Source organism: Amycolatopsis sp. NPDC059235, from assembly GCF_042754125.1.
Lineage (GTDB): Bacteria > Actinomycetota > Actinomycetes > Mycobacteriales > Pseudonocardiaceae > Amycolatopsis > Amycolatopsis albidoflava.
Genome location: NZ_JBHZAG010000005.1, coordinates 53562 through 66872 on the forward strand (window position 1 = coordinate 53562; position 13311 = coordinate 66872).

At 70.5% G+C, this 13311-nt stretch carries 15 protein-coding genes; 6 read left to right on the plus strand and 9 right to left on the minus strand.

All coding sequences use genetic code 11. The features are described from left to right. Positions 1-95: 95 nt before the first annotated feature. Together recG and ACFXI3_RS04965 are read right to left on the minus strand one after the other, a co-directional pair. Positions 96-2249, minus strand: coding sequence for an ATP-dependent DNA helicase RecG (gene recG / locus ACFXI3_RS04960; protein WP_378398134.1), 2154 nt, complete (start codon positions 2247-2249; stop codon positions 96-98). A gap of 2 nt (positions 2250-2251) precedes the next feature. Continuing rightward, positions 2252-3838 carry a DAK2 domain-containing protein gene (locus ACFXI3_RS04965; RefSeq protein WP_378398135.1) on the minus strand — a complete coding sequence of 529 codons (1587 nt, stop codon included), beginning with the start codon at positions 3836-3838 and terminating at the stop codon, positions 2252-2254. Positions 3839-3972: 134 nt separating this feature from the next. Between ACFXI3_RS04965 and rpmB the strand changes: the two genes are divergently transcribed. Next, positions 3973-4164 carry a 50S ribosomal protein L28 gene (rpmB, locus tag ACFXI3_RS04970; RefSeq protein ID WP_009074135.1) on the plus strand — a complete coding sequence of 64 codons (192 nt, stop codon included), beginning with the start codon at positions 3973-3975 and terminating at the stop codon, positions 4162-4164. Between the two features lie 52 nt (positions 4165-4216). Here the strand turns inward: rpmB and ACFXI3_RS04975 are convergent, their stop codons facing one another. From ACFXI3_RS04975 to ACFXI3_RS04995, 5 genes are all read right to left on the minus strand, one after another. After that, positions 4217-5005: an alpha/beta fold hydrolase gene (locus ACFXI3_RS04975; protein ID WP_378398137.1), complete on the minus strand. Its 789-nt coding sequence runs from the start codon at positions 5003-5005 to the stop codon at positions 4217-4219. Positions 5006-5078: 73 nt separating this feature from the next. Next, on the minus strand, positions 5079-5756 hold the full coding sequence (locus tag ACFXI3_RS04980; RefSeq protein WP_378398139.1) for a uracil-DNA glycosylase: 678 nt from the start codon (positions 5754-5756) through the stop codon (positions 5079-5081). A 31-nt stretch (positions 5757-5787) separates the two neighbouring features. Beyond that, complete coding sequence (locus tag ACFXI3_RS04985; RefSeq protein ID WP_344285727.1) at positions 5788-6318, minus strand: gamma carbonic anhydrase family protein; 531 nt, start codon at positions 6316-6318, stop codon at positions 5788-5790. A 22-nt stretch (positions 6319-6340) separates the two neighbouring features. After that, the gene (locus tag ACFXI3_RS04990) at positions 6341-6820 is read right to left on the minus strand and encodes a GNAT family N-acetyltransferase (protein ID WP_378398140.1); all 480 of its coding nucleotides are present in this window, start codon (positions 6818-6820) and stop codon (positions 6341-6343) included. A 20-nt stretch (positions 6821-6840) separates the two neighbouring features. After that, positions 6841-7800, minus strand: coding sequence for a thiamine-phosphate kinase (locus tag ACFXI3_RS04995; RefSeq protein ID WP_344285723.1), 960 nt, complete (start codon positions 7798-7800; stop codon positions 6841-6843). Between the two features lie 146 nt (positions 7801-7946). Between ACFXI3_RS04995 and ACFXI3_RS05000 the strand changes: the two genes are divergently transcribed. Together ACFXI3_RS05000 and ACFXI3_RS05005 are read left to right on the plus strand one after the other, a co-directional pair. After that, positions 7947-8180: an Lrp/AsnC ligand binding domain-containing protein gene (locus ACFXI3_RS05000; RefSeq protein WP_009074118.1), complete on the plus strand. Its 234-nt coding sequence runs from the start codon at positions 7947-7949 to the stop codon at positions 8178-8180. Between the two features lie 19 nt (positions 8181-8199). Further along, a complete protein-coding gene (locus ACFXI3_RS05005; RefSeq protein ID WP_378398141.1) occupies positions 8200-8739 on the plus strand; it encodes a DUF3515 domain-containing protein in 540 nt (179 codons plus the stop codon). On the opposite strand, the gene ACFXI3_RS05010 is transcribed toward ACFXI3_RS05005, so the two are convergent. Next, positions 8720-10060 (minus strand): MFS transporter, encoded by a 1341-nt coding sequence (locus ACFXI3_RS05010; protein WP_378398142.1) that lies wholly within the window; start codon positions 10058-10060, stop codon positions 8720-8722. The genes ACFXI3_RS05005 and ACFXI3_RS05010 overlap by 20 nt on opposite strands. Positions 10061-10153: 93 nt before the next feature. Between ACFXI3_RS05010 and ACFXI3_RS05015 the strand changes: the two genes are divergently transcribed. Genes ACFXI3_RS05015 through ACFXI3_RS05025 form a run of 3 tightly spaced genes read left to right on the plus strand, consistent with a single transcriptional unit; the run spans position 10154 to position 12202 of the window. Next, positions 10154-11032, plus strand: coding sequence for an RNA polymerase sigma-70 factor (locus ACFXI3_RS05015; RefSeq protein ID WP_378398143.1), 879 nt, complete (start codon positions 10154-10156; stop codon positions 11030-11032). 34 nt (positions 11033-11066) lie between these two features. Further along, a complete protein-coding gene (locus ACFXI3_RS05020) occupies positions 11067-11807 on the plus strand; it encodes an SDR family oxidoreductase (protein ID WP_378398144.1) in 741 nt (246 codons plus the stop codon). Next, on the plus strand, positions 11804-12202 hold the full coding sequence (locus ACFXI3_RS05025; RefSeq protein ID WP_378398145.1) for a hypothetical protein: 399 nt from the start codon (positions 11804-11806) through the stop codon (positions 12200-12202). The genes ACFXI3_RS05020 and ACFXI3_RS05025 overlap by 4 nt, the downstream gene beginning before the upstream one ends. A 9-nt stretch (positions 12203-12211) precedes the next feature. Here the strand turns inward: ACFXI3_RS05025 and ACFXI3_RS05030 are convergent, their stop codons facing one another. Next, positions 12212-13309 (minus strand): D-alanine--D-alanine ligase family protein, encoded by a 1098-nt coding sequence (locus ACFXI3_RS05030; RefSeq protein WP_378398146.1) that lies wholly within the window; start codon positions 13307-13309, stop codon positions 12212-12214. Between the last annotated feature and the right edge of the window lie 2 nt (positions 13310-13311).

Genomic DNA, 13311 nt, shown 5'->3' on the forward strand with positions numbered 1-13311 from the left:
AACCGCCAGCACGGCGAAGGGGCCGGGACAAGAAGTCCCGGCCCCTTCGCCGTCAGCACGCGCCGTCCGAAGCAGACGAAGCAGCCGACAGCGCGTCAGCTCTTCTCCAGGTACTCCGCGCGCTCCAGGTCCACGACGTCGGCCACCATCTGCGCCAACCCCGGCAGCGAAGCCAGCTCCGGATCGGCCGTCACGATCTCCTGCGCCTGCTCCCGCGCCTCGGTGATCACGTCCTCGTCGCGCAGCAGCGACAACAACTTCAGCCCGGACCGCTTGCCGGACTGAGCCGCGCCGAGGATGTCGCCCTCGCGGCGCAGCTCCAAGTCCAACCGGGACAGTTCGAAACCGTCCGTTGTGGACTCGACGGCGGCCAGCCGTTCGCGGGTGGAAGTCCCGTCCAGGGTTTCCGTTACCAGCAAGCACAATCCGGGCACGCTCCCTCGCCCGACCCGGCCGCGCAGCTGGTGCAGCTGGCTCACGCCGAAGCGGTCGGCGTCGAGGATGACCATCGCCGTCGCGTTGGGGACGTTCACGCCGACCTCGACCACGGTCGTCGCGACCAGGACATCGACCTTCCCCGCGCCGAAGGCCTGCATGACGGCGTCCTTCTCGTCGGTCGGCATCCGGCCGTGCAGAGCGGCGATCTTCAAGCCCTTCAACGCGCCGTTGGCGAGATCCGGCGCGACGTCCAGCACCGCGAGCGGCGGCCGCTTGTCGCTCTTGTCCGACGGCGGCTCGTCGCCGATCCGCGGGCACACGACGTACGCCTGATGTCCCTTGCCGACTTCCTCGCTGACCCGCTGCCACACCCGGTCGAACCAGGCGGGCTTCTCCGCGACCGGCACGACCGTCGTCTTGATCGGCGACCGGCCGACCGGCATTTCGCGCAGCGCCGAGATTTCCAGGTCGCCGTAGACCGTCATGGCGACCGTGCGCGGAATCGGCGTCGCCGTCATGACCAGCACGTGCGGACTCGTCGAATCCGCGCCGCGCGAGCGCAGCGCATCCCGCTGCTCGACACCGAACCGGTGCTGTTCGTCCACGACTACGAGCCCTAGATCGGCGAACTGCACGGTGTCCTGGATCAGCGCGTGCGTGCCGACGACGATGCCCGCCTCGCCGCTTACCGTCTCCAGCAACGCTTTCTTGCGTTCCTTCGCGCCCATCGACCCGGTGAGCAGCGTGATCCGGGTGGCGTTCTCGGCCGCGCCAAGCTCGCCAGCCATCCCGATGTCGCCGAGCATTTCGCGCAGCGAGCGCGCGTGCTGCGCGGCCAGGACCTCGGTGGGAGCGAGCATCGCCGCCTGCCGTCCGGAATCGACGGCCTGCAGCATCGCCCGCAGCGCGACCACCGTCTTGCCGGAACCGACTTCACCTTGCAACAGCCGGTTCATCGGGTGCTCGGACGACATGTCGGCGGCGATCTCGTCGCCGATCGCGCGCTGGCCCGCGGTGAGGTCGAAGGGCAGCCGCTTGTCGAACGCGTCGAGAAGGCCGCCGTCGAGGTGCGGGCTCGCCTTCGCCGGACGCGATACCGCGGAATGCCGTCGCTGCGCGAAAATCAGCTGCACGGCCATCGCTTCGTCCCACTTGAGCCGGTGCCGCGACGACTCCAGGTGCGCCCAGTCCTCCGGCCGGTGGATGCCGCGCAACGCCCGCTCCAGGCCGGGCAGCCCGTGCCGCTTGAGCAGTTCGTCGGGCATCGGGTCCTCGCCGACCTCCAGCACGTCCAGCACCTGCCGGACGCATTTGGCGATCGACCAGGTCGGCATGCCTTGCGCCGCCGGGTAAACGGGGATGATCTCGGCGAGGAAGTTGTCGACCGCCTCGGCCTCGCGTTCGGCGTCGAGCAGCTCGTACTCCGGGTTGGCCAGCTGCAGCGTGTCCCGGAACGCGGTGACCTTGCCCGCGAACAGCCCGGTCTTGCCCGGCGCCAGGTCCTTCTCGCGCCACGCCTGGTTGAAGAACGCGCACGCGAGCCGCCGCTTGCCGTCGGTGATCACCATGTCGAGGATGGTGCCGTTGCGGGATTTCATCCGGCGCTTGCTGATCTTCTCGATCCGCGCCAGCACTGTCGCGTGCTCGCCCAGCTCCAGCCCGGCGATGTCGGTCAGCTCGCCGCGTTCGGCGTAGCGGCGCGGATAGTGGCGCAGCAGATCGGAAACCGTCTCGATGTCGAGCGAGCTCGAGAGCGCTTTCGCCGTTTTCGCGCCCAGCAGCAGCGGGAGTTTGTCGCGAAGACCGGCCATGATTATTCGACCCCCATCAGCAGCACAGCGTCGCTTTGACCGCCGGCGTAACTCGTCAACTCCACCTCGGGGTGCTCCAGCCGCAGTTGCTCGGCGAGCTCCGCGGCCACCCTCGGCGGAGCGTCCGCCCCGCTCAGGACGGTGACCAGCTCGCCGCCGAGCGCCAGCATCCGGTTGAGCACGCTGACCGCGGCCGCGACGAGATTCGTCGCCGACGCCGGGGCGGGTTCGATCAGCACCACCTCGTCGTCGACCAGACCGATCACGTCGCCGGACTGGGCCCGGCCCACCCAGGTTAGCGACTCTTCCCGGGCGATCCGCAGCTCGCCACGCCTGGTCGCGCCCGCGGCCTCGGCCATCGCGACGACGTCGTCGTTGACCCGCCGGTCGCCGTCGTGCACCGCGAGCGCGGCCAGCACCTGCACCGGCGACGAGCACGGGATGACCACGACGTCGCGTTCGCCCGCCATCGGATGCCCGGCGGCGGTGTCGGCGGCCGCGGTGAGGTCCGGCCCGCCCGGCAGCACGCTCAGATGCTGCCCGGCCGCCTCGTTGAACAGCCCGATCATGTCCTCGACGCTGGGAAGTTCGCCCTCCGGCACCGCCAGCACCGCGACGCCCTCGGCCCGCAGCAGCTCGGCGAGCCCGCCGCCGCGCACCACCGCGACGACCGACCGGTCGATTCCGCCACCCGGTTCGATCGGCGTCGGCGTGAGCAGCGGCTCGACCCTGATCTTTCGCGGCCTGCCCAGCTGCAGACCGGCTTCGATGGCCGCGCCGATGTCCGCGCAATGGACGTGCACCGCGTGGCTGCCCGAACCGTCGCCGGCCACGGTGACGCTGTCGCCGAACCCGCTCAGTTCCTTGCGCAACGCCGGCAGCCGGGCCTCGTCGACCTCGTCCAGCAAGTACATGACCTCCCACGCGTACGGCACCTGCTCCGGCAGCGAAGCGACGGCCCGCAGGTCGTGCCCGGGTTCCTCGGTTTCGCCGGTGATCACGCCCGCCAGCGCGTCGAGCACCGCGACCAGTCCGCGGCCCCCGGCGTCGACGACCCCGGCCTTGGCCAGCGCGGGCAGCTGCTTGGGCGTCTCCTCCAACGCCGCCGCGGCCACGGTGACGACCTCGCGCGCGACCTCGGGCAACGTCCGCGTCGTCCCTCGAACGGCGGCGGCCACGGCGTGCAGGACAGTCAGCATCGTCCCGGCGACCGGCCTGCTGACCGCGCCCGTGGCGGCCTGGTCCGCGTGCCCGAGCGCGGCAGCGAGACCGGTGCCGTCGAGGTCCTCGCCGTTCGCCGCCCAGTCGGCCATCCCGCGCACGACCTGGGACAGGATCACGCCCGAATTGCCTCGCGCGTGTGCGACCGCCCCGCGCGCCAGGACCGCCAGCGCTTCGGCGGCGTCGGCCGGTTCCGCGCTGGTGAGCGCCTCGTGCGCGCCAGTCATCGTGTACAGCAGGTTGGAGCCGGTGTCGGAGTCCGCGACCGGGTAGACGTTGATGCCGTCGATGGCCGTGCGCAGCCTGTCCAAGCTGCGCACAGAGGCCGCCGCCCAGCCCGACACCGCCGCCGCGTCCAGCACCCGCACCCCGTAACCTCCTAGCCGGTCCCCGCGAGGGTAACGACCCCGCGGCAAGGCCCCCGAGACCACTCGTTACTATGGTCGAGTTGCCTGGCAAGTTCAGGCGCGCATTCTTTGTCCCATATCCAGAGGAGTTCGACGTGGCTGCCGTGTGCGACGTCTGTGGCAAGGGACCCGGCTTCGGCAAGTCGGTCTCGCACTCCCACCGGCGTACCAACCGCCGGTGGAACCCGAACATCCAGGTTGTGCACGCGAAGGTCGGCGTGTCCCAGCGCAAGCGCCTGAACGCCTGCACCTCGTGCATCAAGGCCGGCAAGGTCGTTCGCGGCTGAAGTCGATAGCTGCAGGAAAGGGGCGAGTGCTTCGGCACCCGCCCCTTTTTCGTCACCGCAAGAAGTCCGCCAGAACCTTCCGCAAAGACTCCGGCGCGTTCAGCACCCCGTGATCCTGCCCCGGGACCTCCTCGTACCGCCCGTGCGCGACAGCTGCGGCGACCGCCTTGGTAGACGACGTCATCCACGCCTCCCCCGCGCCGCCCGACAGCGACAGCACCGGCACCGTGATCGCGGCCAGCCGGTCGGCTGGCAGGTGGTTGCCGCGGCCGCAGACGGCCAGGTCGTAGGGCAGCGTGTGCGCCAGGCCGACGAACCAGCCCCACACCGGCGCGGCCTTCATCGAGTCCACCATCGCGGCCGGGGTCCCGGTCCCCTCGACCAGGAACAACTCGACCGCGGTGTCCCGGTCGCCGTCGGCAAGGCTGGCACTCACCCGGTCGACCAGGTCTTCGGCGGGACGCGGGCGGTCGTCGCCGATGAACGGCGGTTCGTACACCGCGACCTTCGTGATCGGCAGGCCGCGCGCCGCCGCTTCCAGGGCCAGGATCGCGCCGGACGAGTGGCCGAACACCGCGGCCGACCCGCCGACGGCCTCGATCAGCACCTCGAGGTCGTCGATCTCGCGCTCGACCGCGTAGACCTGGGCGTCGCCGCTGTCGCCGCGGCCTCTCCGGTCGTAGGCGACCGCGGTGAATCCCGCGTCGGCGAGCACCGCGGCCAGCGCGGCGACGGTCGTCCGGTCGTTCACCGCGCCGCCGACCAGCAGCACCGGCGAACCCGAGCCGTAGGTGTCGAAGGCGATCGGGGTGCCGTCGGCGGACGTGACGGTGGCGGTCATGGCGTTCCTCCAGGGTTTCAGTCGTTCCTTACCCTGGTGGTCGGCGCCGGACGCCGGAACTGGACACGCCGCGTCAGGGAAGTTTCCAGTCGAGCGGTTGCGCGCCCTGCTGGGTCAGCAGCTGGTTCGCCCGGCTGAACGGACGCGACCCGAAGAAGCCGTTGCGCGCCGAGAGCGGGCTCGGGTGCGCCGATTCGATGCACGGGACGTCGCCGAGCATCGGCCGCAGGTTCCGCGCGTTGCGGCCCCACAGGATCGCCACCAGCGGACCGCCGCGCGCGGCGAGCGCCTTGATCGCCTGTTCGGTGACCTGTTCCCAGCCCTTGCCCTGGTGCGAGTTGGACTTGTGCGGCTGCACGGTGAGCGACCGGTTCAGCAGCAGCACGCCCTGCTCCGCCCACGGAGTCAGGTCGCCGTTGGCGGGCGTCGGATGGCCCAGGTCCTCGCAGTACTCCTGGTAGATGTTGATCAGGCTCTTCGGGATCGGCCGCACGTCGGGAGCCACCGAGAAGCTCAGGCCGACCGCGTGCCCGGGCGTCGGATACGGGTCCTGGCCCACGATCAGCACGCGGACGTCGTCGAACGGCTGCTTGAACGCGCGCAGCACGTGCTCGCCCGCGGGAAGATAGGTGCGGCCCGCGGCGATCTCGGCGCGGAGGAATTCCCCCATCGCGGCTACCTGCGGGGCCACTGGTTCAAGGGCTTTCGCCCAGCCGGCTTCGACGATTTCGTCCAGCGGTCGTCCAGTCACGGCCCGCGAGCCTAGCGGCACGTGCCCGAGGTCACTGTGGCGGGTCCAGCCTGCGCAACTCGGCGCGGAACCGGGCTCCGCGCCGGACATAGGAATCCACCACCGCGGCGATCTGGTCTTCGGAAAACGACTTGTTCGGCCGCGTTTTCGCCGGAACTCCCAGCGCGATCTCGCCGGTGCCGACCGTCGATTCGTAGGACAGCACCGCGCCCGCGCCGACCATGCCGCCGTCCTCGATCACGCTTCCGTTCAGCACCACCGAGCCCGACGCGATCAGGCAGCCGGTGCCGATCGTCGCGCCCTCGATGTGCACCGCGTGCCCGACCGCCGACGACGGGCCGATGATCGTCGGATGCCGCGCGGTGCAGTGGACGACGCAGCCGTCCTGCACGTTCGAGCGTTCGCCGATCTCGATGTACCCGTGGTCGCCGCGCAGCACCGTCTGCGGCCAGACCGACGCGCGCGGTCCGATCCGGACATCGCCGATCACCGTGGCGTCGGGATGGACGTAGGCGTCCGGGTGGATGGTCGGGACCAGGTCGCCGAGCGCGTAGATGGCCAAAGCCGCCTCCGAATCAGAGTGGTCAGTCGTGCGCGAGATCCTTGCCGTAGTACCGGCTTTCGGGCATGTCGCCGTAATAGCCGAAAGCCGGGATCTCGACGTAACCCGACGAACGGTAGAGGGCGATCGCCTCCGGCTGCTCGGTGCCCGTCTCCAGCACGACGCGGCGACGTCCGGCGGCCACCGCGGTGCGTTCCAGTTCGGCGAGCATCGCGCGGGCGAAACCGCGTCCTCGTGCCGATTCGACCACGTACATCCGCTTGATCTCGACATCGCCGGGCCGGAACGTCGGCGCGGGACCGTCGTGCGCGCGCCACGCGCCGGACGCCACCGGCGCGTTGTCGAGGTATCCGACCAGAAACAGGCCCCGCGGCGGCGCGAACTCCGCGGGGTCCATCGGGGTCTCGTCCTCGGAGCCGTAGCGGCGCACGTACTCCAGCTGCACCTCGGCCATCAGCTTGGCGGCGTCGGGATGGTCGAAGGCGACGACACGGATGTCCACGCGATCAGCCTAATGAAGGATCACTGCTGCCAGTGCTCCCAGCCGCCTTGCTGGTCGTACTCCTTGCCGTCCACGGTGACCCCGGAGCCGGGCATGGTGACCACGCCGATCTTTCGCCAGCCCTCGGGAAGGTCGTCGAACGGCGGGAACGTCGCGACCAGCGCGTGGTCCTCGCCGCCGGTCAGCACCCACTGCAGCGGGTCCGCGCCCAGCGCGCTGCCGACCTCCTTCAGCCGCGTCGACACCTCGAGCAACGCGGTCTGCACGTCGAGCCCGACCTCGGAAGCCGCGGCCAGATGCGCGAGATCGGCGAGCAGGCCGTCGGAGACGTCCATCATCGCCGTCGCGCCGGCGAGCGCGGCCTGCGGACCGGCCGCGTACGGCGGTTCCGGGCAGCGCTGCGCGTTCACCACGCCGACCGGCGACCGGAATCCGCGCCGCAGGACCGCGAGCCCGGCCGCGGCCCAGCCGAGCCGGCCGCACACCGCGAGCACGTCGCCGGGGCGCGCGCCGGAGCGGGTCACCGGTTCGCGGTCTTCGAGGTCGCCCAATGCGGTGACGCTGATCACGAGCTGATCCGCGCTCACGAGATCGCCGCCGGACACCCCGATGCCCGCCGTCTTCGCCTCGGCCCACATCCCGTCCATGATCTCGGTCACGACCTGCGCCGGGGTGTCCGCCGGACAGGCGAGCCCGACGACCACCGACGTGGGCTTCGCTCCCATCGCCGCGATGTCGGACAGATTCACCGCGACCGCCTTGCGCCCGGCCTGCTCCGGGCTCGACCAGTCGAGCCGGAAATGCACGCCGTGCACCAGGACGTCGGTCGTCACGACCACGCGGCCGTCCGGCGCGGCGAGAACCGCCGCGTCGTCGCCGGGGCCCAGCAATGTCGACGCGGGCTGCTCGCGTCCTTCGGTGACCCGCCGGATCAGGCCGAACTCGCCTGTCGCGGCCACCGAGTGCTCGTCCGGTGACACCGGTCACCTCCTGTTTCCCTCGCCTGTGTCGGATCGGCCACCGACAATCGGATCCCCTAGGTTTTTCCCAGGGCTGGCGCTACGTTCCCTACACCGTCTACACCGTTCCTACCTCGACTCGACCGCCACCGACGAAAGGGCACGCCGTGGTCCACGCATACATCCTCATCCAGACCGAGGTCGGCAAAGCGGCCGCGGTGGCTGCGGAGATCGCCGGGGTCCCGGGCGTGACCAGCTCCGAGGACGTCACCGGCCCGTACGACGTGATCGTGCGCGCCGCCGCGGACACAGTGGACCAGCTCGGCCAGCTCGTCGTCGCCCGCGTGCAGAACGTGGAAGGGATCACGCGCACGCTGACCTGCCCGGTCGTCCACCTCTGACGCGTGGTCCACTGATGCGGTGGCAGACACCGACACCGGGGCTCCGCCGAAGGTCGTCCTCGTCACCGCGTCGTTGCTCGTGGCCGCTTTGGCGGTCGCGGTCGCGGTCGTCGCGCTGACGAAGAGCTCCTCCGGGCAGCCCGACCCGAACCAGCCGCTCGCGCTCGTTTCCGTTCCCGCGCCGCAGGCCGGGTCGCCGGACTGCGCGAAGCTGATCGCCGGGGTCCCGGCCACGCTCACCTCGAACGGCAAGGAACTGTCGCCGCGCACGCTCGCCGAGCCCGCGCCGAAGGCCACTGTCGCGTGGGGCGAACCGGATCCGGTGGTGCTGCGCTGCGGCCTCGAACGTCCGCCGGACCTCACCCAGACCTCGCCGCTGCGCGTGGTCGACAAGGTGCAGTGGCTGCAGGTCGAGCAGGGCGATTCGGCCACCTGGTACGCCGTCGACCGGCCGGTCTACCTGGCGCTGACCGTGCCGAAGAGCGCGGGAACGGGTCCGCTGCAGACCATTTCGGACGCGGTCGCGGCGAAGCTGCCGGTCAAGCCCCTGAAGTTCTAGCCGCGATCGTCTCCAGCGATTCGCCGGTGGTGCGCGGCCCGAGCACCGCCACGTCGATCATCAGCAGCACCATCGCGCCCGCCACCACGGCGAACATCGTCGTCGCGCCCGCCGAATGCAGGATCGGCAGCAGCACGAACGGCATCGCGGCCGTCGCCAGCCGGGACAGCGCGTAGGCCGAACCGGCGGCGGTTCCGCGCAGCGACGTCGGGAACAGTTCGCCTTGGTAGGTGTGGAAGGCGTTGGAGAAGACGTTGCTGACGGCGGTGTAGCAGAACCCGAACACCGCGATCAGCACGCCGGAGGTGGCGTAGCCGAAGGCCAGCCCGAACACCGCCATCGCCGCCGCGCTCGCGACGATCAGCCACTTGCGTTCCAGCCGCTCGATGATCGGGATGGACAGCGCGGAACCGATCGGATAACCGAGGAAGGTGAGCGCGGCGAAGGTCAGCGAGCTGACGAGACTGAAACCCTTGGCCGCCAGCACAATCGGCACCAGCGAGCCGAAACCGTAGTAGCCGAACGACTGCAGCAGCTGGAACACGTACAGCATCGCCGTGCGGCGGAACCACGGCGGACGCAGCAACGCCGACGCGCGCACCGGTTCGGGCGCGGGCGGTTCCGGCTCCGGTTCGGGCAATGGCTGCGGCGCGCTCGCTTCGAGCTTGCGCACGATCTCGTCCGCTTCGCCGATTCTGCCTTGTGCGGCAAGCCAACGCGGTGATTCCGGCAACGTGAATCGCAGCGCCCACACGACCGCCGCGCCCAAGGCGCCGATCACGAACAGCCAGCGCCAGCCGTCAACGCCGAGCGGCGCGTGGCCGACGAGCGCGCGGGCGAGGAAGCCAGCGGCGGGAACACCGCAGAAACCGATCGTGTAAGCCCAGGCTGTCGCGCGACCGCGGGCGCGGGCGGGCAGCAGGTCAGCGAGATAAGCGTCGGCGACCGGCAACTCCGCTCCGATGCCGATCCCGGCGATGAAGCGGCAGATCACCAGCATCCACACGTCGGTGCTGAACGCGCCGAGCAGCGTGAACACCGAGTACAGGCCCAGTGTGAGCAGGAACGCGCGCCGCCTGCCGAAGCGGTCGGCCAGCCTGCCGAGGAACACCGCGCCCACGAACGCGCCGACGAACGCCGACGCCAGGACGTACTTCAGCGTCGTCGGGGTGACACCGAATTCCTTGGTGAGGACGGTGCTGATGGTGGCGGCGAGGAACAGGTCGTAGAGGTCGAAGAAAGTGGCGATGCCGACCACTGCCACGAAGTACCGGTGCCGCCGGGTGACCGGGAGCCGGTCGAGACGGGAAGCGATCTGCACGCGCTGTTTTCCTTACCGGGCCGGGGGTGTGCGGGGATCATCGTAAATCGCCGCGCCCGAGGTCGCGGCGCGGCTTCTGAGAGGCTGGCGGGCGTGACGGTTGAGGAGTTCGAACGGCACCGTTCGAAACTGTTCGGGCTGGCGTACCGGATGACGGGTTCCGCCGAGGAGGCCGAAGACGTCGTCCAGGACACCTTCCTGCGCTGGCACCGGGCCGACACGGTCGCGTCGCCGTGGGCGTGGCTGGCCAAAGTCGCCACCAACCTGTGTGTGAACCGGTTGACGTCGGCGCGGGCGCGGCGGGAGAACTACGTCGGTTTCTGGCTGCCGGAGCCAGTCCTGACCGAGAACGGCGCTCTCGGCCCGCTGGACCGCGTCGAGCAGCGGGAGATCGTCTCGCTGGCCTTCCTGGTGCTGCTGGAAAACCTGAACCCCGTGGAACGCGCGGTGTTCGTCCTGCGCGAAGCTTTCGGCTACAGCCATCGGGAGACGGCCGAGGTCATCAATTCCACCGAGGCGAATTCCCGGCAACTGTACGCCCGAGCGCGCCGGCGCCTGGCCGAGGCCAGCGACGGTTCCGCTCGCCGGACGTCCCCTCGCCGCGACCTGGTGGAGAGGTTCCTGGCCGCGGCGGAACAGGGTGACGTGCCAGGGCTGGAGAAGGTGCTGGCCGAGGACGTGACCGTGTGGGTGGACGGCGGCGGCAAGGTCGGCGCGGCCCGGCGGCCCATTTCCGGCATCGACAAGGTGGCGCGCTACTTGGCGGGATCGTTCCGCCTCGCCGGTCCGGAGACGACCTTGTCGGCCGCGGAAGTGAACGGCTCGCCGGGGCTGCTGGCCCGTGCGGGCGGGACGCTGGTGGGCGTGCTGGTGCCCGAGACGTCGGACAGCCGGGTCACCGGGATTCGCATCGTCGCCAATCCGGACAAACTCCGGGCGTTGTCACGTTCGGAAGGCCTGTCCGGTTCTTAACGGGGACACTCGCTCTCCCCGGAGGAATCGACTCATGACGAACTTGATCCTGGTGACGGGCGGCACCGGCCGGCTCGGCCGCGCGCTCGTTCCGCGTCTCGCCGCGGACGGTCACGCCGTCCGCGTCCTGAGCCGCCGCGCTCCCGCAGACGAGCAAACCCGCCGCGGCGACCTGCTCACCGGCGAAGGCCTCGACGACGCGCTCGACGGCGTCGAGGCGATCGTCCACTGCGCGACCGGAAACGGTCGTTCGGACATCGACGGCACCCGCAATCTCGTCCAAGCGGCGGCGCGAACCGGGCGGCCGCATCTGCTGTACGTGTCGATCGTCGGCGTCGACCGGGTGGAATTGTCGTACTACCGCGCGAAACTGGCTTGCGAGCAGCTGGTGGAACGCTCCGGTCTGCCGTGGACGATCCAGCGGACGACGCAGTTCCACGAACTCGTCGCCTGGATGTGCACGAGCCAGCGATGGCTGCCGATGATCGTGATGCCCCGCGGGGTCAGCTTCCAGCCCGTCGACACCGCAGACGTGGCCGCCCGCCTGGCCACGCTGGTCGGTGCGCCTGCCGGGCGGGCACCCGACCTGGGCGGACCCGAGGTGCGTCCCGCCGCCGATCTGGCCCGCGCTTACGCGCGCTCGCGCGCCCTCCGGCGGCCGGTGCTGCCGGTGCCGATGCCCGGGGCGGCCATCCGCGGCTACCGCGAAGGGGGCCATCTGAGCCCCGGCCACGCCGACGGCCGGATCACCTTCGACCAGTTCCTCGCCGCATGAACGCCCGTGCCTGGCTGCGCGCGGGCTTGGCCTTCCTCGCGGCGGCGCAGTTCGCCGTGGGGAACTGGGCGCTGTGGTCGCCGCGCTCGTTCTTCGACATTCCCTGGGTGGGCATGCGCATGCCCTACAACGCGCATCTGATGATGGACTACGGCGCGATGAGCCTGGCCACCTCGGTGGTGCTGGGTGTGAGCTTCTTCGCCGCACGCCGGAGCCTGGCCCGCACCGCGCTCGCGGTGTACCTGACGTTCGCCGCGCCGCATCTGGTGATCCATCTCCAGCTGCTGCACCATCTCACGCCCGGCGAACGCGTGCCGTTGACAGCCGCGCTCACCGCGGCTGTCGTGCTCCCGCTGGTGTTGCTTCCGCTCACTGGACGGCTGGAGAAAACCTAGCCCCGCACCTCAGCGCAGGCCGGTGCCCCGGGCGAGCGCGGTGTCGATCAGCGTCGACAGCAAGGTCGGATAATCCACCCCGGTCACCTCCCACATCTTCGGGTAGGCGGACTTCGTGGTGAAGCCGGGCATCGTGTTGACCTCGTTGATCACCAGGTCGCCCTCCTCGGTCACGAAGAAGTCGACGCGGGCGAGGCCCTGGCAGTCGAGCGCGCGGAACGCCTCGACGGCCATCGCGCGCAGCCGGTCGGTGAGCGCGTCGTCCAGTTTGGCCGGGATGTCCAGCTCGGCGTCCTCGCCGAGGTACTTGGTTTCGAAGTCGTACCAGGCGTCCTCGCCCTCGGCGAGCACCCGGATCTCGGCCGGGAGCGACGCCTCGACGCGGCCGTCCGGGAATTCCAGCACGCCGCATTCGACCTCGCGCCCGCGCACCGCCGCCTCGACGAGCACCTTCGGGTCGGTGCGCCGGGCCAGGTCGATCGCGGCGTCCAGGTCGGCCCAGTCGGCGACGCGGGAGATGCCGACCGACGAACCGGCGCGCGAGGGCTTCACGAACACCGGCAGGCCAAGGCGTTCGCGGTCCTGTTCGGCCAAAGTGGACTGTCCGCGGCGCAGCGCGGCGTAGGTGCCGACCGGCAGCCCTTCCGCGGCGAGCAGCTTCTTCGCGTATTCCTTGTCCATCGCCGCCGCGCTGGCGAGCACGCCGGGGCCGACGTACGGGAGGTCGGCGAGTTCGAGCAGGCCCTGGATGGTGCCGTCCTCGCCGAAGGCGCCGTGCAGCACCGGGAAGACGACGTCGACGGTGCCGAGCACCTCGGTGGCCTGGCCCGGGTCGACCGTGCGCAGCTCGCGGCTGGTCGGGTCGCCGGCGAGCACGAGCGCGCGGCCGGACTCGACCGTCGGCAGCTCGCGGCCCTGGATGCTGAGCTGGTTCGGGTCGCCGGTGCCGAGCACCCAGCCGCCGGTCGGCGTGACGCCGACCGGGAGCACCTCGAAGCGGTCCGGATCCAGGTTCGAGATCACACTGCCCGCGGACAGGCACGAGATGGTGTGCTCGCTGCTGCGGCCACCGAACACGACCGCGACCCGGATCTTTTCAGCGCTCATAG